This is a genomic window from Serratia sp. L9, assembly GCF_050632285.1.
Classification (GTDB): Bacteria; Pseudomonadota; Gammaproteobacteria; order Enterobacterales; family Enterobacteriaceae; genus Chania.
The window spans coordinates 5,239,162-5,261,615 of the sequence record NZ_CP192591.1 but is presented as its reverse complement, the minus strand read 5'-3'; the positions used below and the strand labels follow the sequence as shown (position 1 = coordinate 5,261,615).

The 22,454-nt window shown below is 50.4% G+C and carries 22 protein-coding genes, 3 pseudogenes and 1 riboswitch; of the genes and pseudogenes, 10 read left to right on the top strand and 15 right to left on the bottom strand.

Features of this window, described 5'->3' with window-relative positions:
- The first annotated feature begins 65 nt into the window (after positions 1-65).
- From ACQ86O_RS25050 to ACQ86O_RS25020, 7 genes are read left to right on the top strand one after another with little or no spacing between them, the layout of a single operon-like run.
- On the top strand, positions 66-1,037 hold the full coding sequence (locus tag ACQ86O_RS25050) for a phosphotriesterase family protein (protein ID WP_431223320.1): 972 nt from the start codon (positions 66-68) through the stop codon (positions 1,035-1,037).
- A gap of 9 nt (positions 1,038-1,046) precedes the next feature.
- A complete protein-coding gene (locus tag ACQ86O_RS25045) occupies positions 1,047-1,808 on the top strand; it encodes a creatininase family protein (protein WP_431223319.1) in 762 nt (253 codons plus the stop codon).
- The gene (locus tag ACQ86O_RS25040) at positions 1,780-2,214 is read left to right on the top strand and encodes a PTS sugar transporter subunit IIA (protein WP_431223318.1); all 435 of its coding nucleotides are present in this window, start codon (positions 1,780-1,782) and stop codon (positions 2,212-2,214) included. Before ACQ86O_RS25045 ends, ACQ86O_RS25040 begins: the two co-directional genes overlap by 29 nt.
- Before the next feature lie 31 nt (positions 2,215-2,245).
- A complete protein-coding gene (locus tag ACQ86O_RS25035) occupies positions 2,246-2,527 on the top strand; it encodes a PTS sugar transporter subunit IIB (RefSeq protein ID WP_431223317.1) in 282 nt (93 codons plus the stop codon).
- Between the two features lie 2 nt (positions 2,528-2,529).
- Entirely contained in the window at positions 2,530-3,840 is a 1,311-nt protein-coding gene (locus ACQ86O_RS25030) for a PTS ascorbate transporter subunit IIC (protein WP_431223316.1), read from the top strand.
- Between the two features lie 17 nt (positions 3,841-3,857).
- The gene (locus ACQ86O_RS25025; protein ID WP_431223315.1) at positions 3,858-4,598 is read left to right on the top strand and encodes a sugar isomerase domain-containing protein; all 741 of its coding nucleotides are present in this window, start codon (positions 3,858-3,860) and stop codon (positions 4,596-4,598) included.
- Between the two features lie 13 nt (positions 4,599-4,611).
- The gene (locus ACQ86O_RS25020; RefSeq protein ID WP_431223314.1) at positions 4,612-5,376 is read left to right on the top strand and encodes a GntR family transcriptional regulator; all 765 of its coding nucleotides are present in this window, start codon (positions 4,612-4,614) and stop codon (positions 5,374-5,376) included.
- A gap of 338 nt (positions 5,377-5,714) precedes the next feature.
- Here ACQ86O_RS25020 and dcuC read toward each other — a convergent pair whose 3' ends face one another.
- The 7 genes and pseudogenes from dcuC to ACQ86O_RS24985 form a co-directional block, all read right to left on the bottom strand.
- Positions 5,715-7,085, bottom strand: coding sequence for a C4-dicarboxylate transporter DcuC (gene dcuC, locus ACQ86O_RS25015; RefSeq protein WP_431225827.1), 1,371 nt, complete (start codon positions 7,083-7,085; stop codon positions 5,715-5,717).
- Positions 7,086-7,101: 16 nt separating this feature from the next.
- Positions 7,102-7,925 (bottom strand): annotated as a pseudogene (locus tag ACQ86O_RS25010) (alpha/beta fold hydrolase).
- A 127-nt stretch (positions 7,926-8,052) separates the two neighbouring features.
- Entirely contained in the window at positions 8,053-8,910 is an 858-nt protein-coding gene (locus ACQ86O_RS25005) for a MurR/RpiR family transcriptional regulator (RefSeq protein WP_431223313.1), read from the bottom strand.
- Between the two features lie 159 nt (positions 8,911-9,069).
- Entirely contained in the window at positions 9,070-9,975 is a 906-nt protein-coding gene (locus tag ACQ86O_RS25000) for a hypothetical protein (RefSeq protein ID WP_431223312.1), read from the bottom strand.
- Between the two features lie 22 nt (positions 9,976-9,997).
- A complete protein-coding gene (locus tag ACQ86O_RS24995; RefSeq protein WP_431223311.1) occupies positions 9,998-11,044 on the bottom strand; it encodes a porin in 1,047 nt (348 codons plus the stop codon).
- A 544-nt stretch (positions 11,045-11,588) separates the two neighbouring features.
- Complete coding sequence (locus tag ACQ86O_RS24990) at positions 11,589-11,795, bottom strand: hypothetical protein (RefSeq protein WP_431223310.1); 207 nt, start codon at positions 11,793-11,795, stop codon at positions 11,589-11,591.
- A gap of 169 nt (positions 11,796-11,964) precedes the next feature.
- Complete coding sequence (locus ACQ86O_RS24985) at positions 11,965-12,696, bottom strand: DUF3313 domain-containing protein (protein WP_431223309.1); 732 nt, start codon at positions 12,694-12,696, stop codon at positions 11,965-11,967.
- Positions 12,697-13,755: 1,059 nt separating this feature from the next.
- Between ACQ86O_RS24985 and ACQ86O_RS24980 the strand changes: the two genes are divergently transcribed.
- On the top strand, positions 13,756-15,204 hold the full coding sequence (locus ACQ86O_RS24980; protein WP_431223308.1) for a diguanylate cyclase: 1,449 nt from the start codon (positions 13,756-13,758) through the stop codon (positions 15,202-15,204).
- A gap of 4 nt (positions 15,205-15,208) precedes the next feature.
- Here the strand turns inward: ACQ86O_RS24980 and ACQ86O_RS24975 are convergent, their stop codons facing one another.
- Positions 15,209-15,370, bottom strand: coding sequence for a YnfU family zinc-binding protein (locus tag ACQ86O_RS24975; protein WP_431223307.1), 162 nt, complete (start codon positions 15,368-15,370; stop codon positions 15,209-15,211).
- 72 nt (positions 15,371-15,442) lie between these two features.
- A pseudogene (locus ACQ86O_RS24970) lies at positions 15,443-15,921 on the bottom strand (cold-shock protein).
- A 322-nt stretch (positions 15,922-16,243) separates the two neighbouring features.
- Between ACQ86O_RS24970 and cspE the strand changes: the two are divergent.
- Positions 16,244-16,453, top strand: coding sequence for a transcription antiterminator/RNA stability regulator CspE (gene cspE / locus ACQ86O_RS24965; RefSeq protein WP_002210315.1), 210 nt, complete (start codon positions 16,244-16,246; stop codon positions 16,451-16,453).
- Positions 16,454-16,706: 253 nt separating this feature from the next.
- Here the strand turns inward: cspE and crcB are convergent.
- Both crcB and ACQ86O_RS24955 read right to left on the bottom strand, forming a co-directional pair.
- Positions 16,707-17,089, bottom strand: a pseudogene (gene crcB / locus ACQ86O_RS24960) (fluoride efflux transporter CrcB).
- Positions 17,090-17,163: 74 nt separating this feature from the next.
- Positions 17,164-17,226, bottom strand: a riboswitch (Fluoride riboswitch).
- A gap of 97 nt (positions 17,227-17,323) precedes the next feature.
- Entirely contained in the window at positions 17,324-18,286 is a 963-nt protein-coding gene (locus tag ACQ86O_RS24955; RefSeq protein ID WP_431223306.1) for a diguanylate cyclase, read from the bottom strand.
- Between the two features lie 321 nt (positions 18,287-18,607).
- Between ACQ86O_RS24955 and tatA the strand changes: the two genes are divergently transcribed.
- Positions 18,608-18,817 carry a Sec-independent protein translocase subunit TatA gene (tatA, locus tag ACQ86O_RS24950; RefSeq protein ID WP_431223305.1) on the top strand — a complete coding sequence of 70 codons (210 nt, stop codon included), beginning with the start codon at positions 18,608-18,610 and terminating at the stop codon, positions 18,815-18,817.
- Positions 18,818-18,910: 93 nt separating this feature from the next.
- Here the strand turns inward: tatA and lipA are convergent, their stop codons facing one another.
- From lipA to dacA, 4 genes are all read right to left on the bottom strand, one after another.
- A complete protein-coding gene (gene lipA, locus ACQ86O_RS24945; protein ID WP_431223304.1) occupies positions 18,911-19,876 on the bottom strand; it encodes a lipoyl synthase in 966 nt (321 codons plus the stop codon).
- Positions 19,869-20,537 carry a lipoyl(octanoyl) transferase LipB gene (gene lipB / locus ACQ86O_RS24940; RefSeq protein ID WP_431223303.1) on the bottom strand — a complete coding sequence of 223 codons (669 nt, stop codon included), beginning with the start codon at positions 20,535-20,537 and terminating at the stop codon, positions 19,869-19,871. The genes lipA and lipB overlap by 8 nt, the downstream gene beginning before the upstream one ends.
- Positions 20,538-20,673: 136 nt before the next feature.
- The gene (gene ybeD / locus ACQ86O_RS24935) at positions 20,674-20,940 is read right to left on the bottom strand and encodes a DUF493 family protein YbeD (RefSeq protein ID WP_431223302.1); all 267 of its coding nucleotides are present in this window, start codon (positions 20,938-20,940) and stop codon (positions 20,674-20,676) included.
- A gap of 102 nt (positions 20,941-21,042) precedes the next feature.
- Positions 21,043-22,254, bottom strand: coding sequence for a D-alanyl-D-alanine carboxypeptidase DacA (dacA, locus tag ACQ86O_RS24930; RefSeq protein ID WP_431223301.1), 1,212 nt, complete (start codon positions 22,252-22,254; stop codon positions 21,043-21,045).
- Between the last annotated feature and the right edge of the window lie 200 nt (positions 22,255-22,454).

Below are 22,454 nucleotides of genomic sequence, written 5' to 3'. Positions count from 1 at the left end.
GACTGATCAACTGATCCTAACCTATGTTGAAGCTACCTTATTTTTCGTTCCTGGGAGCTATTCTCATGGGATCCATCCGCACGCTAAACGGTGATATTGCTGCCAGCCAGCTTGGCGTAACCTACAGCCACGATCATATTTACTGCATTCCCCCGTATTGGGCAGAGCGCCATGATGATGACCTGCTACTGGACGATCTGCAGGCTTCAGAACGGGAATTGGCCGATTTTCGTCAGGCCGGTGGCAATGCCATTTACGACGCTACGGCCCCTGATTATGGTCGCCAGGCCATTGCCGTGGCTGAGATGGCCAAGCGCCAGCAACTGCACGTTATTGCCACGGCAGGTTTTAACAAAGGATTTCTCTGGAGCAGCCATCGGCCCGGTTCAACACAAAGCTTTGCCGAGTGGATTGAAGGTTCCTCGATTGATCAGTTGGCAGAGCACGTTAGCCGTGAAGTCACCGAGGGGATAGAGGGCAGCCGTTACCGGGCTGGCGTGGTGAAATGTGGCACTGGCTATAACACTATTTCCCCTTTGGAACGCAAAACCATGGAAGCGACCGTCAGGGCGCAGCAAAGCACGGGTGCCCCGATGCACAGCCACACGGAGATGGGCACCATGGGTTTGGAACAGGCGAAGATATTTAAACAACTTGGGCTGGATTTATCCCGCCTGTGCTTTGCCCATATGGATCGTAATCCCGATCCCTGGCTCCACCGTCAGATTGCCAACACCGGGGCATTTCTCTCTTTTGACGGGATGAGCCGCATCAAATATTACCCAGAACATATCCGTACTCAGGCCATATTGGCGCTGTGCAAACGGGGTTATCAGAAACAAATTTTAATTGGCGGCGATTTCGCCCGTAAATCCATGAGTGCCCACTACGGCAAAGGCGGCCTGGGGCTGAAGTTTATTCTGGCGGACTGGCGGCCAAGATTCATTGAAGAAGCCCAGGAAGCGGGGTTTGATGGCGAAGCCTTGCTGCAGGATTTCTTTGTGGAAAACCCGGCCCGCTATTTTGCTTTTGGCTAAGGAGACTCAATGAAATTGCACGGGTTGAATGAGCAACAAGCCAAACAGGCGCTGGCAAAAGCGCAGATAGCGCTGGTGCCGCTGGGCGCGGTGGAGCCTCATGGCGATCATCTGCCGCTGGATACTGATAACGTGCTGGCTGAACGGTTTTGTGCCCTGTTGGACAAGCAACTGGGGGAGGTTGCGCTCAGTTTGCCGGTGGTGTCATACAGTCAGGTATGGTCGCTGCGTGGGCATGCTGGTGCGATTGATATCGGTAACGATTTGCTGGTGCAACTGCTGGTGTCGCTGGCCCGCAATATGGCCGGTTACGGGATTGCCACCACGGCGGTGATCAACGCGCACTACGGAAATTTTGATGCCATCAAGGCCGCAGCCAGACAGTTGAAAACAGAAGGCATTACGTTGCTCAGCTACAGCTGGGCAGGCATGGACAGCTGTGTCAGTCAATTGCGCACCTCTGAGGTTGCCTATCCCGGCTATATGCATGCGGACGAAGTTGAAACCTCCCTGATGTTGGCTCTGGCGCCAGAACATGTGGAAATGTCGTTGGCACGCTCACACTATCCTCAATTCCCGGAGAACTTCCGCTATCAGCCGGTGCGTTGGACCGAGTTTTCCGACTACGCGGTGCTTGGGGATCCCGCCTGTGCCAGCAAAGAGAAAGGGCAGGCATTTGTACAGCAGGCATTGGAGACCACTCTGGCCTCTATCCGCCATCATTTAACCGCAGAGGGTAGCCATGATCGTTCGGCAAGCCATCAGTATTGATAACCCGGCCCGTAATGCGGCAGAAGCTATCCAGGCTGCCGGTCAGGCGCTTTGCCTGGCGGGTGCTTGCACCCCGGAATATGTTCAGGCGATGGTGGCCAGCTATCAAGAGTTTGGGCCTTATTTTGTGATTGCCCCCGGTTTGGCCATGCCGCATGCCCGCCCAGAGTGCGGCGCGATTAAAGCACAGCTCAGTTTGGTTCGGCTGCGTGAGCCGGTGGTGTTTGGCCATGCCGAGAACGATCCGGTCCAGGTTTTACTGGGGCTGTCTGCCACCAGCAGTGATCGGCATATTCAACTGATCCAGCACATTGTCACCCTGCTGGCGGATGAAGGAAACCTGCATACTTTGATGAATTCCCGCGATCCCGAACAGCTATATCAGCTAATGGCCAGCGCGACGTAAATCCTGATGGTTCTACACGGAGTGAAGAGTAATGAAAATTCTGACGGTGTGCGGTTTGGGGATGGGCTCCAGCCTGATCCTGAAAATGAACGTGGAGTCGGTATTAAAACAACATGGGATCCAGGCTTCGGTAGAACATATGGATGTTTCTTCGGCGGCTTCGGCCAATGCCGACCTGGTGATCACCAATGCCGAATTGGTGGATAACCTTCAGCATCTCTCTTGCCCGGTGGTGATTGTTAATAACTACATTGACAGCAAAGAGATCGTCCAGGCATTGCAACAGGCCGGTATTGTGACGCGGGGAGAATAACCATGAGCGAGTTTCTGGGGGTATTGCGCTGGATCACGGTCAATATTTTTGGGGAAGCTTCTATTTTAATCGGCCTGATTGTTCTGTTGGGCCTGGTGTTACAAGGCAAGCCACTGGCAGATATTGTCTCAGGCACGCTGAAGGGCATTCTGGGTTTTCTGATCATCGGTGCGGGAGCGGGCATTATTGTCTCTGCCCTGCTGATTTTCCAGCCTATCTGGACCGAAGTGTTCGGCCTGAGTTCGATGAGTTTAACCCAAATTATCGGCCAGGTGCATTTCACCGAACGCTATGGCAGTAGCGTCACCATTGCCATCGCTGGGGGCTTTGCGCTGAACCTGCTGCTCGCCCGCCTGACGCGCTTTAAATATATCTACCTGACCGGCCATATGATGTTCTGGACCACCATGATCTTTGCCGGTGTGATGGTCAACAGCAACCCGGCCATTTCCGGTATGCAACTGACCCTGATGCTGACCGTGATTATGGGGCTCTATTGGACGTTACAGCCAGCGTTGGTGCAACCCTGGGTGCGTAAAATAACCGGCAATGACAACGTGGCCCTGGGGCACACCTCGGCCTCTGTGGCCCTGCTGGGAGCGCTGTTTGGCCAGATTTTTGCCGCCAACAAAGTCAGTTCTGAAGACATCAAGGTGCCGAAGAAGCTCGGTTTCCTGCGGGATTCCAACGTGGTGACGGCGCTGACCATGTCGCTGCTGTTCTTTATCGGCACCTTTATTCTGCAAATTAAGGGCACGCCGAAGGCGGCTGAAATTCTGGCGCAGTCTGGTGATCTGAGCTTCTACATCTATGCGCTGAAACAATCGCTGATGTTTACCGGTGGTATCGCCGTGGTGCTGCTGGGTGTGCGGATGTTTATTGGTGAAATGGTGCCAGCCTTTAACGGCATAGGTTCATGCCTGGTACCCGGCGCCAAACCGGCGCTTGACTGCCCAATCCTGTTTAACTTTGCCCCTAATGCGGTGGTGCTGGGTTTTGTCGGTGCCTTTATCGGCTCTCTGCTGTGGCTCACCCTGATTGGCCGTTATACCGGTTACGTGTTTATCCCCAGCATGATCGTGATTTTCTTCCATGCCGGGACGGCGGGGGTATTTGGCAATATCACCGGCGGCTATAAGGGCGCATTACTGGCCGGGTTTATCACTTCCACCGTGGTGGCCTGGGGGCAATATTTCTGCGTTAACTATTTTATCAGCGACACCATTCCAGACACGGCACTGTGGGCTGGTGACAGCGATATGTTCGTTCTGGCGCCGCTGATAAGTGCGTTGACCAGGCTGCTGACATTCTGACTTTATGGGAGAAGGGTATGAGCAAGGCATTGACCCAATATTACCAACAAATCCGGCAGAAGTTGGCTCAGTTGGAGCAGCAGCCCGATACGTTACAACGCGCGGCGGAAATGATGACCGAGACGGTGCTGGCGGAGCGTAATCTGTTTGTTTTTGGTGCCAGCCACGCCGGTATTCTGGCAGAGGAGATGAGCTATCGGGCTGGTGGATTAGCCATTGTTAATCCGCTATTTACGCCAGCCCTGATGCTCAACGTCCGGCCATTGACGCTGACCAGTGCGGTGGAGAATGTGGAGGGGCTGGGGCGGGTGATGATTGAACAGTCACCGCTAAAAGCGGGTGATACGCTGCTGATCCACTCGGTTTCAGGCCGTAACGCCATTACCATCGATGTCGCTTTGGCCGCACGGGCCTGTGGTGCCAAGGTGATTGCCATCACCAGCCTGGCCACGGCGGCCCGCGTGACTTCGCGCCACTCCAGCGGCAAGCTGTTGGTGGATATCGCGGATATCACTATCGATAACCAATGCGAGTATGGCGATGCCGCCGTCAGCCTGCCGGGGCTGCCCCAGAAGGTGGCACCGCTTTCGACCATTATGGGGGCGACCATCGCCAACAGCCTGGTGCTGAGGATCTGCGAATTAATGCAGGAAAAACAGCAGACGCCGCCGATCCTGGCGAGCGCAAACATAGACGGCAATCAGGAGATAAATCAGGATATACTTGACGCTTACAGGAGCCAAATACACTACCTCTGAGTGGAGCATGAGTATGTTTGAGTCGGATGGACTCCCACTGTATCTCAGGATAAAAGGCATTATCCTGCAACGGATCATCACCTTTACCTACGATGATAAACTGCCCGGAGAACTGTTGCTCGCCGATGAGTTCAAGGTTGCCCGCGGTACCATCAAACAGGCGATAGATTCGCTGGCCAGCATTGGCATGGTGTATCGGGAGCAGGGCAAGGGCACCTTTATCAATCGGGATGCGCTGCACAAATACTACACCGATCTGCCGGATGTGCTGGTGACCTTCAACTCGACCACGCCGGTTGAAGTGGAGGTCCTTTCGCTGTTATCGACCATGGCCAATCAAGAGGTAGCCGAGCGGATGCAGCTGGATTTGGGTAGCCAGTTGATGCGCCTTGAACGGCTGTTTGTGCAAGGTAAGAAAGTGATGGCCCATTCGATCACCTACCTGAATGGCCGGGTGTATAACGATCTGAGCCATGTTGACGGGAGTAGCCCGCTGTATGAACAGCTGCGGGAAACTTTCGGTTATTCCCCCACCAAGGCGACGGAGCGCTACCTGCCGGTTATCTGCGATGCCAAATTGGCCAGTGTGCTGAACCTGGAGCAGGGCAGCGCCCTGTTCAGGATCGAACGCATCGCCAGCAATCTGGATGACGTGGTGCTCGAATACAGCATTACGCATACCCAAGATGCCGTTCTGTCGTTACAGATAGCCGCTAATCAAAGCGTGGTAAATCAGCAGTGGAGTTGCACCATCAATAAAGCGCAGTCAATAAAATAGCCCCTCTTGCGTTCGGCAGAGGGGCATGAGAGATGTCACGCCGCCTCAAATGTTCACACCATCGGACGCAGGATTTCCCATATCCGTTCCCAGTTTATCAGCACCAATATTACGCCAGCGGCGAACAGCACAAACATCACTCTTGAGAACATATCAACACTCCATGTTAATAAAATCGGGGCAAGCCGCTGATAACCCTAAGCGGCAGTTAGCCAGTGTACAGCGGGATCTGGGGGTGATACAGAGCAGGGGGAGTATTTCGGAAAAGATGAAGGATTGACTGACGGATGAGGTGTGAAAGTAGGGCGGAAACTTACCGCCCTAAGATTTAATGGGAATTAATTAAAAATACCGTTCAGTATCAGCATGGTCACCATCCCGCCAACTGCCGGGATCAGCGTGCGGCGGACGATCATAAAGGGTGAACATTCTCCGGCCTTGCTGACGGCGATAATCACACCGGCCACCGGGGAAATCGATCTTCCCATCCCGGCCATCAGTTGCATCGGCAGGATCATGCTGACTGCGCTTTCGCCAAACTTGGCGGCAATGCCAGGTGCCAGACCAGAGAAGGAGAAGAAGGCAGCAACGCCAGAACCGGTCAGGGCAGCGGTTACGCAGACCAACAGGGCCATCACTACCGTCATATTGCCAAAACCGAAGCCTGCGGCCTGAACGGTCTGGATGATAAAGTCGACGGCACCGATAATTTGCAGGCCTTGAGCAAAGACGTCGGCGCAAACCAGCAGGGAAACAATACTGGTAAACATCGTGCCCATACCTTTGAAAAAGACCTGCACACCTTTGCAAGCGACCTTGAAATCACGCCGTACCAGCAATTCGCAGAAAAATGCCAGCAGGGTACCGATAATCATCGCGGTCACCACGTCAACCTTGATAGTACTGACGATCAGTGGGCTGAAGACAATCACCAGCACTACCGGGAAAATCGGTAACAAAGCGTAGAATGCTGGCACTTTGGTGCCCTCTTCATTCGCTTGCTGTTCCTGTTGTACCTGAGTGACAACGTGACCATCTTTGGCATCAAAATAGCGTGCGGTGAAGAAGATCAGAACGGCGACCACCAGCATGACACCGGTCGCTACCGGCAGTTGATAGTGAGCAAAGTAAATAGCCGTTTCCATACCCGCATGCTTTGCCGCCAGGTTGGCGGTGCCTACTGCCGGGCCGAGATCCATAAACGCCGACATACCAATCATCGCGGCAGCGGCGGCTTTACTGACACCTAAACGCACCAGCACCGGGAAGAAGGTCACCAGTAACAGCATGGCCAAGCCTGCAGCACTGGAAATCGCGACGTGTAACAGTTGGGACAAAATGTAGCCGATAGCCAGGATCAGATAGGGGGCTTTGATCATCTGCAGAGGCTTGATGCACAGATTAACCATCGAATTCGATGCTTTGATATGATCCATATAGTCGGCAAACCCGCCTGCCGCCATAATGATCAAACCGATGCCCGCCACCTGAGTGGTTAAAGACTCCTTAACAAACGCAAAAATATCCCCGCCGACCCAGCCGATGGATTTCGCCTTGCCATACAATATCGACTGCTCAGGAAAGAAGACTGCCGTGATCAGCAGTAAACTTAGCCCTGCCAGCAGCAGTACGGTCTGTGGCTGGTAGTTTTTGATAATAAACCAGGCAGCCAAGACGGTAATAAGCATCCCTATTATAAATCCAGTCATCATACCCCCTTATTATTCAGTTATTGGCGATAAACTCTTGTAATCGCGCGTTGTAATAGTCCGGGGCCTGGAAATAAGGTGCATGCCCTAGGCCGGGCATTTCAATGTGTTGGGTGTAAGGTACCAGCGCCAGCAGATCGGCTTTAAGCTGAGGCTGAACCACCGTGTCTTTTTCACCCGTCAGTATCAGCGTTGGCATCTTGAGTAGTGGTAATAATGGGCGGTTATCAGCCAATTGCAGCATGCGGGTGGCACGCCTCAGGCCTTCAAGATTAGTTCCCGCTGCAATTTCAGCCGCGTAGTCCAACACTGCTGCGGGGACATCTGGGAACGGCAACAGATCCCGAGCACGGTTTCTGCCGTAGGCCTCACGGCCGATTTCGGCGAGTTCCTTAAGCCGCTTTTCCAGCTTTTCTGAGCTGGGTGCTGATGTGGGGGCACCATAACCTGGGTGAGTGCAGGACAAGATCAGATGCTTGATTCTTTCCGGATGCCGTGCGGCATAGCGACTGGCAACGGTCCCCCCATTGAATGCCCGACGAGAGACACTTTTTTGTCACCGCAGGTTAGTACCAGCTCATGCAACATCTGCTCAAAAGCGTCGATGTCGGCGGGGATCAGTGCCGAATCGGCATAACCCGGCGCATCCCAGGCCATAACGTGATAGTTGGCAGCAAATGCAGCAAACTGGAATGGCCAGGCTTTTGAACTGCCCAGGATCCCGTGTAAAAAGATAATGGTTTCACCTTCACCGCAAGAGCGGAAAGATAAATTCCCTTGCGGGGTAGTGATAATTTGTTGCTCAGGGCAAACAGGGATAGCTCTGTTTTCACTGCTCATGTTAAAGCCTCTTTTCATAAAATATACGCCAGAGATTGATGGCTACATGGTATCCAGGCGTGTCTGGTAGCAGCTACAAATAATGTGGCTGTAATAGTCTGACCAAGATTAATTTCTGGTTACTGTATTATTTATTAAAGACGTTAAATGCCTCAAATAAAGATTCCATTACATGAAAGTTTTCATTTAGCTCATTGTTTTTCACTTCACCCATATAATTCACCAGGGCTTCAATCAATACAAAACCTGCGCTGCGGCTACTGAATAACCCGCTGTGTTGGCTTTCCATCAGTAACATCGCCGAGGCAAAGTGGCTGAAAGGATTGACGGCGTTGTCAGTGATGACGATGGTATCGCCACGATTTTGATAAAACCACTTTATCAGCCGGGTGGTGACGCTGGAGAATCGGTAATAAGAAATCGCCAGCAGGACGTCGCCTTTTCTCGAGTCAATTAATTTATGCGGTAAATTGGCAATATTGGCATCCAACAGCACAATGTCTTTTTTGATATAGCGCCCAAGCAGGTAAAAATATTCGGCTAATGCGTGGGCTGTGGCGCTGCCAATGATATAAAGCCTTTTTTCCGGATCGCAAATTAGCGAGATGGTTTTTTCCAGATCCTTACGATTGATGTTTTTCAACGTATTGTTGATATTGTTGGTGATCTCGCTGCAGTGCTTCTCAATAAACTCAATGCCGTTTTTTCTGTTCTTGTTGTTGTCGAAGCGTTCTATCGGTGAAATGTTTCTGCGTTGCTCCGGCTCAATGGTTGACTCTTTGAAGTCACGAAAACCGGTAAAGCCGATTTTCATCATAAATCTTCCCAGTGTTGACTTGGCAATCTCAATTTCATTACAGATATCAATCACTTTGCTATAGGGAATGGATTCAAAATGCTTGTCAAAATAGTCGATGATACGCCGGTCGGTTTCGGTCAGATTATCAATGCCAGCAATACGTTGAGAGAATTCTGCTCTGTTCATATCATCTTCCCCTCTGCGTAAGATCGTCATTCATTAATAACAAAACCCAGAGGAGAAAAAAGGGGAATCAAAAATTCCCTTGTCAGAAGTGTGTGTCATCTCTCATTACCTTCTGACTCGTGCTGCTACCCGGCCAGGCGGCAGCACGTATTCCTCAGTTTACGGCTTAACCTTGAAGTCGCCATGTTGTTCAAACCAGGCAAACTGCTCGGCACCGTAGGCGGACATTTTCTCACCGCTATGCGCTACGCCCGGTAATGTGGTAAAACGCCAGTTGAAATCAACCTTATAGCGCTTGGCTTTCTGCTGCGCCGTCAGGAAATAGGTCTGTGCGCGGGTTAAGCGGCTATCACCCTGTGCCATCGCTTCATAAGAACGGCGTAGCAAAGGATGGTAAGGGTCGTTATCTTTTTCACCTACGGTGATCAGCACCGGCTTGGCAAAATAGTCAGCCAGCTGTTTTTGCGTCACTTTTACCGGCGCATTATCCAGACCGTACGGCCAGAGGTTTTCCACATCTGGCATGGTCCACCATCCTGCTGCGGCACAGATAGCCGCTTTAATGTTGGCTTCAGGCACAAAGGTCATCATCCGGTGGGCAAATTGACAGCCAGCGCTGTTGCCAAATAAATAATAGCTGTTCTGCTTGGTAATGCCCTGTTTTTGCATATCGGCAAACAGGTCATCAATCACCGTGAACGCCCATTCCCCTTTGGGGTTGACCTTGTGGGTTTTGGCATTCTCAATATTGCCAAGGTTGTAACCATCATTGCCCGGGTAGTCGGCTGTGGAGAACAGCGGGGCGATAACGATAAGTTTGCTTTTCTTGGCGTTTTCTACCCATGAGTCGCGATATTCAGCAGCGTTACGATTCAGGCCGGTGAGGACAAACACTACCGGGGTGTTGGCATCGGCGCCGGGCGGCTGGTAGCTGAACACTTCCATCTTCTTGCCGGTTTGCGGCACGGTAAACTCAAAACTCCCGCTCTCTTTTGGCAAAGCGGCTGCCTGGCTGAGGCCAGCAGTCAACACCAGCACGGCGAATAAACTGAGCTTGCTGTTCATATTTTCAATCCTTGTTCAGTGATTAAAATTCGTAACGTAACCCAAGTACCCACAAGTTTTCTGCCGAGTCGTAGCTTTCCCGATCGTCATAAATGTATGTGGCGGAGAGATGCACATCTTTTTTCAGCCGGTATTCCAATTCGGAGATCCACTGTTTGCGGTGGGCGTAATCATTTTCAGATTCGATTAACTGTGAGTAGCCGCCGCGCAGCGCGACTTTGCTGGTAAACCAGTATTCAGCCAGCGAATCGAAGGCATCGTAGTCTTTATCTGGTTTATCTGTTTGCTCGTAGGTCTGCCTGCCAACGTTAATCCCGAGATACGCCTTGCCGTAATTGAGGCGTATGCCAGCCCCTTGTTGGGTATAGTCGGTATAGTTGCCGCTCAGGGTGGTGTTCTTGGGATCTTTGGTCATTTTCTGCCAGGCAACGACCGGCTTGATTTTCAGTGGCGTGCCCGCCACCGGGATTTCAAAGGCGTAACCAAGGCTGGCCATGTAGCCATCATCAACGGTGCTGTCACCAGCGCCATTGCCCATCACGTAGGCCGTACGGATATCCAGCCCGCCATTGGTATATTCATATTGCAGCGTGCCGTCCTGGCGGTTCCATTGATAGGAGGAATCGATACGGCTACCCACCCAGTTGGAATAAACGTTGGCGGTGTAGTTCATATAACGGTCGGTGATGTTCATCCACTGATACATTGGGTTGCGCGTACGGCCAACCATAAATCTACCCAGATCTTTAACGTCAACCCCGACATAGCCGTAACGGATATCCCAGTTATCTTCGGACACCTTGGTGTCGTTTTTCTGGGTATTAACCTGCCATTCCAGCTTACCAAACAGGTTAAACTGCTCATCAAGCTTCTGTTTGGCTTCAAAGCCGAGGCGGCCAGTCAGATTGGTGGCATTGGTGTGTTCGTTGGTCCATTCATTCCCGGTCTGCGCCTCGATACGGCCATAAATATCGAGTTGCGTTCCTTTGTTGTTATAGACCGTGACCGCTCCGGCTGCGCCAGTGGCGAGCAGGGCGGGGAAGAGTAGGGCCAGAGGTATTATTTTCATTTTATTATCCTGTGTGAAATAAAAATTATTCTTTTGTTTTTTATAAGTGTGAAAGCAATGGGGATCCGCTCGCTAAAATATAATAAGCGAGGTGTTGAACATTAAATTAATTAATGCTTTGTGCTGTAGGTGGCGAATAAAATCCCTTTAAAAATTAATGGCGATAACCTGCCAATGAGCAATCTACGATGCACATGACTTAATGCTGTTAATAGTTTTGAACTCGGATTTTTTATTCATCATCCTCCTGGTGGTTAATTTACACACTATCTTAAGAGGAAAGTTGTTGTGAATGGGAATTGAAAATTCCCTGATTAAATATGTGAGTGCTGACACATATAAGGTTTTTTGAAGCATGTTCGGGGTAAGGCGGTGAGGGGTTTAATATTTTATAACTTATTATTTTAAAAAAGAAATTCAGAGATTAAGTTAAATTACCAAACAGCCGTCATTTTGTTTTGCCTGGGAGAAGGGAAAGGGGGAGGGGAATGAAAAATAAAACACCCGCGCTATGCAGCACGGGTGCTCTAATACAGAACCGGGGTTACTTTTGTTCAACGGCAGCCTGAATGGCGTCGGCAAGGGCGCCAACGTGTTTCTCTGCCGTCTTCAATTGGTATTCAACACCATTACCATCATTGGTGTCAGACAGCGTTGCCTTCAGCAGTTCCAGTGCTGCCTGCACCGCCAATAATCTGCGTTTTTGCTCTTCAGTTGGGGTGATCCCAGAGCCAAAATAATTCTCTAACATATTCATTTCCCTTCGCTAGACCTACCGAAATGGCAGACAACAATTATGACATGGGGGCATATCAGGATTTTTCAAGCTATGACCTTGTCGCTTGTGGAGGACTGCCTTGTGTCACTAGGTGGGAAAACCGATGGGGAAGCTGAATTCCCCATCAATGTAATTGAATTACTTAAAATCTTGGGAAGTTCACAATATCTGTCACCATATCATCAATGGCTTTTTTCACGTCGGCTATCGTAATCGGGGTAGAGTCATTGCTTACCGACTTACCGTAGCCCTTACGCACCACGGCAAGCACCGTTTTACCGGTATCCTGATCGATAAGTTTTATTTCCATGAATAAGGTGGTGTTCTGCGTTCTGTGCCCGCTGGCTGCCATGGTGGTGGCAATCACGGCACCAATAGGAACGACTTCATAGAACTGCAGATCTTCGTTCTCAGCGGTCACTGCGGTAATGGCCACTTTCGCCACTAATACTCTTGAGCCTGCAGGGCTAGGCAACAGCGTTGTGCGCTCTGCTACGGCTGCTCTGAGTTTGGTGCTGGCGTATTCTCTGATTTTATCCAGTGTTTCCTGGCTTACCCGAGCACTGGGTTTTGCAGGCGGGTAAAAGACCAATGGGGAAATGTAGATACCACGATAGTCAGATTCTTTAAAACCAGGTGCGATCCAGCGTAAAACCTGATGCCCGCTGGCGGTTTCAGTTTTTTGCAGTTTGCTATAGTCTTGAAGGAAACCAGAATATTGAGTTGTTTCTGCGACTTTGGAGGAACAGCCCGCCAGTAGAACTCCTGCGGCTAAAATAGCAGCAGCAACGCTAAAACGATTTTTTTCATATACTTCCCATGATGAAGTAGGTTTGTGCCTTAAAAATATAGCACCTCCTGAAAAATAAAACATGAGTCGGCGCCTTCTGTTCGTTGGCATTTTATGCTTTTTAAAAAAGTGATTAATAAACTTTCATTACGCTTAGAGTTAATATGACTTCGCCTGCAACCCATCAGGAAATCGTTTGCGGTGCAATTCCTATTGCCAAGGAAATACTTTGCTATTGGTTACAATTTATCAATCAGGTTTATATAAACGTTACAGAAAGACCGGCATGGCGTTCTGTCAATGTTCTCCATTAGGCGTTACATCTATCCTGTCATCCTTACTCAGGCATGACAGTTCTATACACTTGTGCTGGTAATGTATCTCTTACCCGATGATGTTGTGTTAGTCCTGTAGTGTATTACCATCCCTATTGAAATGACTTTTTCCCGCCTTGTGCGGGATTTTTTTGCCCGCAGCATGCCGGCTTGGGGGAACAGCCTTGGTGGGTGTGCTATCGCCGAGGAACCGGAGGTTGTTGATGAAGGCGACGTTTCTACTGTTGTCGCCGTAGCTCACTTTTTCTGCACCATGGGGACTTATTTTTCAAAGGTTTTGGCGTGTTTGGGCTAACACTGCAATTCGGCCATTATGCCCGGTTCCCGGCCGGGCTTTTTACACCTAAGGTTAGCTTAAGCCTGGCGCGCTACAATGTGAACCAGCGCAAGCTTTAAGCTTGTGCTGTAACTGTCAATTAGCTGCTTACTTACGGCCAGCCTGCAAAATTTTGCGGGCTTTTTTCGTTGCTCTTCTGCAACGGTTGCAGGAAAATGGTGACGCGGCTAAGAAAAGTCTCAACCACTAAAAATATCCTTTTAATTTCTCTGTGTTTGTTATTTTTCTGGTTTGTAACATTTAAGCTATGCTTTTATCAATCAGTTGTAGTAAAGGAAGAGTTTTTGCGAGTGAAAGCTTTAAATTCCCTGAAAGTGAATTGAGCTGATTCCGTTTAATATGGAGCTGTACGGTTTCTTGATTGATTTATTTAGTTATTTTAGATGAGATTTTTTTGTTTTATTCTCACTTTGCCGGGAAGAAAAGTATGCATATAGTTTTTAGGGTTATCATTTTTTCGCGGGTAAGGCTATGAATGTAGGAATACATCCTAAACAGCGCTTGCCCGCAACCATCTTGCTGGTCAATACATTTCTATTGGCATTTTTGCTTTCTTTGTTTGGTATTTTTACCCGCCCGTTGGGATCGCTTTCTATGTTCTGGCCGGTAAACGCCATCTTGCTTGGTTTGATGTTGCGCAAACCGGGCTATGCAACGCCAGTGGGATGGGCGGCGATCTACCTTGGGATGATTGCCGCCGATTTGACCACCGGTGAAGGGTGGCCGTTGGCGCTATGGCTCAATGCCTGCAATATGGCGCTGATCGCGACCGGTTATGCGGTGATGCTATTGCTGCCCCAGTCCCAGCGGCGGATGGGGAAACCTCAGGCAATTTTGTATATGTTCACCGCCTGTTTACTCGGCGCTGCGGTGTCGGCCACGCTGTCGGTATTGCGTAATGACAGCCTGTTCAATAATACGGTGATCAATGCCTGGATCTCGTGGTTCAGTGAGCAATTTTCTACCAACCTGCTGATCTTGCCGGTGCTCCTGGCGGCCCCTCGTCTCAAACAATTATTGCGCCTCCAATTTTACTGGCCGTGGCGTGCCTGCCTGCCTTTGTTGGCGCTGTTGTTCTCGTTGGTGTTTAGCGTGTATATCGGTGGGCCAGGAGCGATAGCTTTCCCCATTCCCGCGTTGCTATGGTGCGCCGTGCGTTACCATCTGTTTACCGTCACTTTGCTGGCGCTGATAACCGGTGTGACGGAGATTGTCAGTATCTCTGCCAACCTGATGATGTATGAACCCCTTAGTTCGCGGGGTGCGTTTATGGATTCGTTGATGTCGGCCCGGCTGGGTATTGCCATGCTGGTGATGGGGCCGCTGATCTTGTCCAGTTCGATTGCTGTAAACCGTAAATTGCTGCGCCGGCTGGAACACAGTGCTAATCATGATTTTCTTACCGGGGCGATGGCTCGCAGTGCGTTTACACGCAAGGCCAGGGAAATGCTGGAATATAAACACCAGTCGAAGGAAGCGGTATCACTGCTGTTGATCGACATCGATCACTTCAAGCTGATCAATGACACCCATGGTCATGTTATCGGCGATCACGTCCTGTCGGCGTTTTCGCATATTCTGCGGCGCGAACTGCGCCAAGATCAATTATTTGGTCGCCTGGGCGGAGAAGAGTTTGCCATCATGATGCCACGAGCATTGGGCGCACAGGCGCTGGCAATGGGGGAATATTTGCGTCGACGGGTAGAAAATGCCGATCTGAATCCTACGGGTAAAGACCCACTGCGGATCACCATTAGTATGGGTGTCGCGAGCCTGGCGATGAACGAAGTGAAATCGCTGGAACAGTTAATGAATATGGCGGATATAGCGCTTTATCGGGCCAAATCCCAAGGGCGCAATCGAGTCGAGTCGTTTAACGTAGTCAGCGGTAACAGCCTCACTCATGTCATTTTCAAATAGTGCTTCAGCCCTGTTTGGGCGAAAATTGTGTGCCACAGTTAGGGCAGATCAGTGTGATATGTTTACGCAGTTTTGAACATTGCTGTTCCGTAACATAGGCACACTTTGGGCAGGCAATTTGAGTGGTGCGGTTATTGAAACCTTTAACGCTGCTGGATTCAGACATGCGGGGTACCTGTGTCAGGTGAAAACTCACGCTAACACAGGTAGTATTAAATAGCTTCGAATGTTTTCGCGGTTATAACGCCTTCAGAGCCTGCAAGGTTTCGTCGATATTGATTTCATGCTCCGAGAACGTGTGAGTCACGCCCTGGAAGGTCGTGATCGATAACATTTTCAGCGTTTCCATCGCCTGCGGTTCTTCGGCTACCTGCGGCCTGATACGGTTCATCAGCAGGCCAACGGAAAGGACGGTGTTCTCTTTATCCACATCAGCTTTTACCGGGACTTCTTTGGTGAAGGTATGGAAAGACTTGATGCTGGAGAGCTTGATTCTCTCATTGGCAATGATGATGTACTTGCTGGGTGCTTGCACTTTTACCGCATAAGCCGAAGGCCCTTTGGTATTGTTGGTTGGCTCAAAGGTCACCAGAGCATTTTTCTTAATCAACTCTGGGTTTTGCACTTTAATCACGTGAAAATAACGATTTTCCCCGTTCTCGTCGGTGATAAAGCCGAAGCCTTTGTCTTCAAAAAAGTCGTTATCTTGCCGTTCATTGTCATTCTCATAAAGTCGTTCGTAACAGTGCTAATAATAGCGCGGAATGCCCCTCAGTGACAGGGTTGCGGGGAGGTCCTGGGGGCTGGCCGGTGGTAAAGGTCTGACGGCGCGTTCGGCCATAGTCAACAGGGTTTTCAGCGGATCGGTCTGCTTTGGTCACTCATGATGATGGTAGAAATCAATTTATACTCGGGATTGCGGACTTTTTCACTTTTTATCGATTTTCTGTGATCTCGGTGGTGGACAAAATCCCGTCTAATTGCTGTACTGTATTGGACACACATTCTGTGTCTTACATTCACGTTAAAGGTAAGTTTGATGTCTAAGATTAAAGGTAGCGTTAAGTGGTTTAATGAATCCAAAGGTTTCGGCTTCATTACTCCGGAAGATGGTAGCAAGGACGTTTTCGTTCACTTCTCTGCCATCGCTAGCAATGGTTTCAAAACTCTTGCTGAAGGCCAGCGTGTAGAATTTGAAATCACGAACGGTGCCAAAGGGCCATCTGCTGCTAACGTTATCGCCATCTAAGCTACAGTAGCCGAAATTCTTAAAACCCGCTCCATGAGCGGGTTTTTTATTGCTTTTTTTCGCAGGTAGCTGGAGGAGTTAAGGGAACAGATAAACCTTGATAAAGGCGGCGACGATCAGCAAGCACAATAATGTAATGGCCCATTCGGTTGTGGTTTTTGGCAGGCTAAACATCGGGTTCCTCACTCAATTCAGAATACTGAATGGCGATTATCCCGATGCAAGATTAAGAAAACATTAAGCCCCAACGATATTATTGCCCGAAGAACTGCCTGACCAGCACAAAGGCCAGCAGCGTCATTGCCAATGAACCGGCCAGATTAAGCAGCATATTGGCGATTGCCCAGATAAAACGCCCATCCTGTAACAGATAAACGACTTCGAGGGAAAAAGTGGAGAACGTGGTCAGCCCGCCACAAAAGCCGGTGGTGATCAGCAATTTCCAGGTGTTATCAATATTCGTCATACGGCTAAACAGCGCCAGCGCCAGGCCGATGATAAACCCCCCACCAGATTCACCGTCAGCGTGCCTAAGGGAATATGCTGATGCAATGGATTCATCCTGAGGCTTACCGCCCAACGCAACACGCTACCTAAACCACCGCCAATAAATACTGCCAGCAGAGAACTCAACATGGTTGTAAAACCCTTTCATAAAAATGGAAGAAGCTCAGAAAGGTTCAGGCATAACGCTACGCTCCTCTCTGAGAGGTTACGTAGACATCATCAGCCTGTGAGGGCGGTTATGGAGGAATGCCATCTCCATTTGTCGGCACGCTTGTTTTTATCGCGCCGGGGGATTTTACACCTTGTGACTGCTCTTTTGTAGTCTTGGCATAACGGAGGAGGATATAAGAATTTAACAACTTATTAAGTTAGTGTTGTTGGGCGGCCCGCTCCAGCCGATTGCGGCCATTTTTTTGCCATATACAGCGCACTGTCGGCAGCCTTCAGCCATTCCTGATAACCGCGCATCTCGGGTTGGTAATCGGCAATCCCGGCGCTGATATGCAACTTCAATTCTGGGGCTTCGCGAAAGAATACTTCGTTCAGGCGATCCTGAATGCGTTTTAGCGCCAGGCTGGCCTGCTCTGCGTTAGTATTCGGCAGCACTGCCCCAAACTCATCGCCGCCATAGCGGCCGACAATATCTACCGCGCGCAGCCCTAAAAGCAGTTCCTCGGCCAAGACAATCAGGGCCTCATCCCCTAACGCATGACCAAAGGTATCGTTGATAGTTTTGAAACGGTCAATATCCATCAGGATCAAGGTTGCGGAACGGCCATAACGCCGACAACTGTCAAATTCATTATGCAGCAAGTGTTCCCAATGGCGACGATTATAAAGGCCCGTCAGGCCATCACGCATACTGATACGCAATAGCTCCTGTTTCTTCTCGGCCAGGCGCCTGGCGGTGCGATAGGTGACATAACCAAGAAATACCGGATAGAAAAAAATCATGGGTAAACAGAGGTAAACCTGTAGTTGAGACGTTTGTGGGTGGAAGGGGAAGCCCAGAAAGGCACTGGTTACCAGCGCCCCGATAATCTGGGCGGCCAATCCTTTGAAAAATAGGGTATGCCCACCGGAGGCGATGTTGTTCATTCCCATCATGGAAAGGATCACCACGGCGGGCAGGGCGTTAAACCCCATTATCGCTACCCACATGCCGCCCATCAGCGCATCGAACAATAGATTACGGGTCTCTGCCTGGAAGGGATTTTCAGAGCGGATGGCCCATTGATAGGCGATATGTGGCCAGATAAAGCCATGAAAAAAAGCAAAACCCATACGCCAGCGGGGGATGCAAAGGGTAAATAGCGGCGAGTACACAACAAAAACCGATCCCCAGGCCAACGATGCGCGGCAGGTAGGTTCTTCTGGTGAAGCTGAGGCCTGAACGCCGGGTATTAATGGTCGATGGAGCGAGTGGCATCCAACGTCTCCCTGTAATTAATTGCACCGATCGTGTGCTTGTAGGAAGTAAGAGGGTATGAAAAACACGTTATAACCTAAGCATAGAACATCTCTGACAGATCTCACTCTGTTACATGTTGTTGTTGTTTTAGCCGCTGGAAAGTAGCTATATAACCTTAGGCAAATTTTGTTATTTGGCTGCGTTCTGCAGCAATAGATAAATTAAAGAAGGTGAATATGGAAGGTATCAGTATTACCAAACTTCTGGTAATTGCGGTGTTGATCGTATTGTTGTTCGGCACCAGTAAACTGCGTACTCTGGGGGCGGATCTTGGGGCGGCGCTGAAAGGTTTTAAAAAAGCGGTGGGTGATGACAATACCCCTCCGGCACAGAACCAGGCCGAAAATCAATCTGCACAGCAGAGCGTAGAGAAGAAAGACGTTTAACTGCGCTTTCCATTGAACAATAAAAAACGGATGCGACAAGGGCATCCGTTTTTGCGTCTTTGTACGCGCAAGCGTAACAAAAAATTACCGCGTTTATTTCACTTCCATGCCTTTTGCCTGCAAATCTGCATGGTAGGAAGAGCGCACAAACGGGCCACAGGCGGCATGGGTAAAGCCCATCGCCATCGCTTCTTCTTTCATCTCATCAAATTCCGCCGGGCTGACATAACGCTGCACTGGCAGATGGTGACGGCTTGGCTGCAGATATTGCCCCAGCGTGAGCATGGTGACGCCATGACGGCGCAGATCGCGCATCACGTCAATAATCTCTGCATTGGTTTCGCCCAGGCCAACCATCAGGCCCGATTTGGTTGGGATCTCCGGATGGTGTTCCTTAAACCGTTCCAGCAACTTCAGTGACCATTCGTAATTGGCACCAGGCCGCACCTGGCGATAAATACGTGGCACGTTCTCCAGATTGTGGTTAAACACGTCTGGTGGCGTCGCGGTGAGGATTTCAAGTGCACGATCCATACGGCCACGGAAATCTGGTACCAGGGTTTCAATCTTGATTGCCGGGCTTTTGGCTCGGATGGCTGCAATACAGTCGGCAAAGTGTTGAGCACCGCCGTCACGCAGATCGTCGCGGTCAACCGAGGTAATAACCACATAACGCAACGCCATATCGGCAATGGTCTGCGCCAGCTTTTCCGGTTCGTTGGCATCCGGCGCTACCGGGCGACCATGTGCTACGTCGCAGAATGGGCAGCGGCGAGTACAGATTGCACCCAGGATCATAAAAGTGGCTGTGCCGTGATTAAAGCACTCAGACAGATTCGGGCAAGAAGCCTCTTCGCACACCGAATGCAGGCCATTTTTGCGCATTGCGGCCTTGATGCCCTGGATGCGCGTAGAGTCGGCAGGGAGTTTGATCTTCATCCACTCAGGTTTACGTAACAGCTCCTGCCGTTCGGTGACCACCGTTTTTACCGGGATCAACGCCATTTTGTCTGCATCGCGGTATTTGACGCCGCGTTCCATCTGAATTGGTTTACTCATAATCGTGCAGGTTCCAGTTACGAAGCTCGACCGTTTGGTAGCCGAGTAAATGAACAAATTCCTGTACCAGGACGGGATGCACATCGGCGATCCCGACGCCCGGCACTAGCGCGCTGACTTGTGTCATCTGCATTCCGGCATAACCACAGGGGTTGATGCGATGGAATGGCGTGAGATCCATGGCAACGTTCAGGGCCAACCCATGAAATGAACTGCCCTTGCGGATCCGCAAACCCAGTGAACAAATTTTCTGTTCGCCCACGTAAACGCCGGGCGCATCCGGGCGGGCGCGCGAATCAATCTTGAAGTGGGCGAGGGTATTGATAACGGTCTCTTCCAACGCGGTGACGAGCTGGCGCACACCCACTTTGTTACGTTTCAGATCCACCATCACGTACAGCACCTGCTGGCCTGGGCCGTGATAGGTCACCTGACCACCGCGATCGCTCTGGACCACTGGAATATCACCGGGCATCAGCACATGCTCAGCTTTACCGGCCTGGCCTTGGGTAAATACCGGTTGATGCTCTACCAGCCACAACTCATCGAGCGTGGACTCGCTGCGGTTATCAGTGAAGCGGTGCATGGCTTGGGATACCGGCTCATAGGGCTGCAAACCCAACTGGCGCAGAATGATCTTATTGTGTTGCAAACGGGGCATCGTCAGGTTACAGAAGTGGTAAAAACATTATACCGGGCGCTCCGGTCCGCGACCAGCATTTATCCCTGGCTAAAAACGCACAACCCGGGCAGACAGAGGCCTGAACCGGGTTGCAAGGCAGGGCTTTGTGCTGAAATTACAACACCATGCGAACAATCTCAATGTTACCCAACTCTTCATATAACGTTTCCACCTGGTCGATATGGGTGGCGGTGATAGTGATGGAAACGGAGTGGTAATTACCTTTACTGCTCGGTTTAATCTGTGGGTTGTAATCCCCGGGAGCATGGCGCTGCACCACTTCAACCACCTGGTCCACCAACTCTGGTTGTGCCAAGCCCATTACCTTGTAGGTAAAGCTGCAAGGGAATTCGAGCAGTTCGTTCAGTTTAGTTTTTTGCATGTGAAGGCGCTCCAGGTGTCGCTAATCTAAAAATTATAACTCCCGCCGAGGCGGGAGTTAGTGTTAATTGTTATATGGGGCTGAAATTACCCGTTTCAAGGGTTAACCGAACCAGTGGTGGAACATCAGGCGGATGTAATCCACGATGCGACTGAAGAAGCCGCCTTCTTTCACTTCGTTCAACACGACCAGCGGGCGCTGATCGATGGTTTTGCCATCCAGTTGGAAATTGATGCTGCCAACCACCTGGTTTTTGGCCAGTGGGGCATGAATTTCTGGCGTATTAAGCACATAGCTGGCTTTCAGATCTTTCATCCGGCCACGCGGGATGGTCAAGAAGGCATCTTTATCTACGCCCAACTCTACGCGATCGGCATCACCGAACCATACCGGTTCTGAAGCGAACTCTTTACCTGCCTTCAGCGGTGCGACTGTTTCGAAGAAGCGGAAGCCCCAGGTCAGCAGTTTTTTGCTCTCGGTTTCGCGGCCTTTATAGGTGCGGCCACCCAGTACGGCGGAGATCAAACGCATCTGGCCTTCGGTTGCTGAAGCGACCAGATTATAGCCTGCTGCATCCGTATGGCCGGTTTTAATGCCGTCAACGTTCAGGCTGGTGTCCCACAGCAAACCGTTACGGTTCAACTGGCGGATATTGTTAAAGGTGAACTCTTTTTCTTTGTAGATAGCGTATTCGTCCGGCACATCGCGGATCAGCGCCTGGCCGATCAGCGCCATATCGCGCGCCGAGCTGAACTGGCCTTCTGCATCCAGGCCGTGAACGGTCTGGAAGTGGGTGTTTTGCAGACCAAGCTGCTTGACGTAGGTGTTCATCAGGTTAACGAACGCGTCCTGGCTACCCGCAACATAATCTGCCATTGCTACACAGGCATCGTTACCGGATTGCAGGTTGATGCCACGGGTCAGTTTGGAAACTGGCACACGATCGCCTGGTTTCAGGAACATCAGCGAAGAGCCTTTGAACACCGGGTTGCCGGTTGCCCAGGCGTCCTGCCCTACGGTGACCAGATCTTCCTGGCCAATCTTGCCAGATTTCAATGCCTGGCCGATGACGTAGCTGGTCATCATTTTGGTCAGGCTGGCAGGGTCACGGCGCGCGTCGGCGTTTGATTCCGCCAGTACTTTACCGGAGTTGTAATCAATCAGGATGTAAGCTTCCGCATCAATCTGCGGAACGCCTGGGATCATGGTTTTGATATTAACGTCGTCTGCATGGGCAACTGACGCCGCGCTAATCGCGATGGCGGTGCTGAGCGTGAGGCTTTTGATTAAGCGGAAAGAGGTTACATGTTTCATGATCGGGACTACAACATCCGTAAAAGTTAGTTAAAAAACGTGCCACACTATAGCAGATGGGGCTCCGGCAGGCATTAGCCATTCATCCGACTGATGGGGGTTTACACATATTTACCTGAAAGAAAATATTTCAGAACCTTATGAATTTCAGGCTGCAGGTGACAACGCTGCAACTTGAAATCATAAGGGCAAACAACTCA

What these genes read in the sequence shown, in the direction of transcription:
- ACQ86O_RS25045 (WP_431223319.1), top strand. Translation starts at nt 1,047, where the DNA reads ATGAAATTGCACGGGTTGAATGAGCAACAAGCCAAACAGGCGCTGGCA.
- ACQ86O_RS25020 (WP_431223314.1), top strand. Translation starts at nt 4,612, where the DNA reads ATGTTTGAGTCGGATGGACTCCCACTGTATCTCAGGATAAAAGGCATT.
- dcuC (WP_431225827.1), bottom strand. Translation starts at nt 7,085, where the DNA reads ATGACTGGATTTATAATAGGGATGCTTATTACCGTCTTGGCTGCCTGG.
- ACQ86O_RS25040 (WP_431223318.1), top strand. Translation starts at nt 1,780, where the DNA reads ATGATCGTTCGGCAAGCCATCAGTATTGATAACCCGGCCCGTAATGCG.
- ybeD (WP_431223302.1), bottom strand. Translation starts at nt 20,940, where the DNA reads ATGCAAAAAACTAAACTGAACGAACTGCTCGAATTCCCTTGCAGCTTT.
- ACQ86O_RS24990 (WP_431223310.1), bottom strand. Translation starts at nt 11,795, where the DNA reads ATGTTAGAGAATTATTTTGGCTCTGGGATCACCCCAACTGAAGAGCAA.
- ACQ86O_RS24975 (WP_431223307.1), bottom strand. Translation starts at nt 15,370, where the DNA reads ATGTCTGAATCCAGCAGCGTTAAAGGTTTCAATAACCGCACCACTCAA.
- ACQ86O_RS25025 (WP_431223315.1), top strand. Translation starts at nt 3,858, where the DNA reads ATGAGCAAGGCATTGACCCAATATTACCAACAAATCCGGCAGAAGTTG.
- ACQ86O_RS24980 (WP_431223308.1), top strand. Translation starts at nt 13,756, where the DNA reads ATGAATGTAGGAATACATCCTAAACAGCGCTTGCCCGCAACCATCTTG.
- tatA (WP_431223305.1), top strand. Translation starts at nt 18,608, where the DNA reads ATGGAAGGTATCAGTATTACCAAACTTCTGGTAATTGCGGTGTTGATC.
- ACQ86O_RS24985 (WP_431223309.1), bottom strand. Translation starts at nt 12,696, where the DNA reads ATGTTTTATTTTTCAGGAGGTGCTATATTTTTAAGGCACAAACCTACT.
- ACQ86O_RS24995 (WP_431223311.1), bottom strand. Translation starts at nt 11,044, where the DNA reads ATGAAAATAATACCTCTGGCCCTACTCTTCCCCGCCCTGCTCGCCACT.
- dacA (WP_431223301.1), bottom strand. Translation starts at nt 22,254, where the DNA reads ATGAAACATGTAACCTCTTTCCGCTTAATCAAAAGCCTCACGCTCAGC.
- lipB (WP_431223303.1), bottom strand. Translation starts at nt 20,537, where the DNA reads ATGCCCCGTTTGCAACACAATAAGATCATTCTGCGCCAGTTGGGTTTG.
- ACQ86O_RS25035 (WP_431223317.1), top strand. Translation starts at nt 2,246, where the DNA reads ATGAAAATTCTGACGGTGTGCGGTTTGGGGATGGGCTCCAGCCTGATC.
- lipA (WP_431223304.1), bottom strand. Translation starts at nt 19,876, where the DNA reads ATGAGTAAACCAATTCAGATGGAACGCGGCGTCAAATACCGCGATGCA.
- ACQ86O_RS25000 (WP_431223312.1), bottom strand. Translation starts at nt 9,975, where the DNA reads ATGAACAGCAAGCTCAGTTTATTCGCCGTGCTGGTGTTGACTGCTGGC.
- ACQ86O_RS25005 (WP_431223313.1), bottom strand. Translation starts at nt 8,910, where the DNA reads ATGAACAGAGCAGAATTCTCTCAACGTATTGCTGGCATTGATAATCTG.
- cspE (WP_002210315.1), top strand. Translation starts at nt 16,244, where the DNA reads ATGTCTAAGATTAAAGGTAGCGTTAAGTGGTTTAATGAATCCAAAGGT.
- ACQ86O_RS25030 (WP_431223316.1), top strand. Translation starts at nt 2,530, where the DNA reads ATGAGCGAGTTTCTGGGGGTATTGCGCTGGATCACGGTCAATATTTTT.
- ACQ86O_RS25050 (WP_431223320.1), top strand. Translation starts at nt 66, where the DNA reads ATGGGATCCATCCGCACGCTAAACGGTGATATTGCTGCCAGCCAGCTT.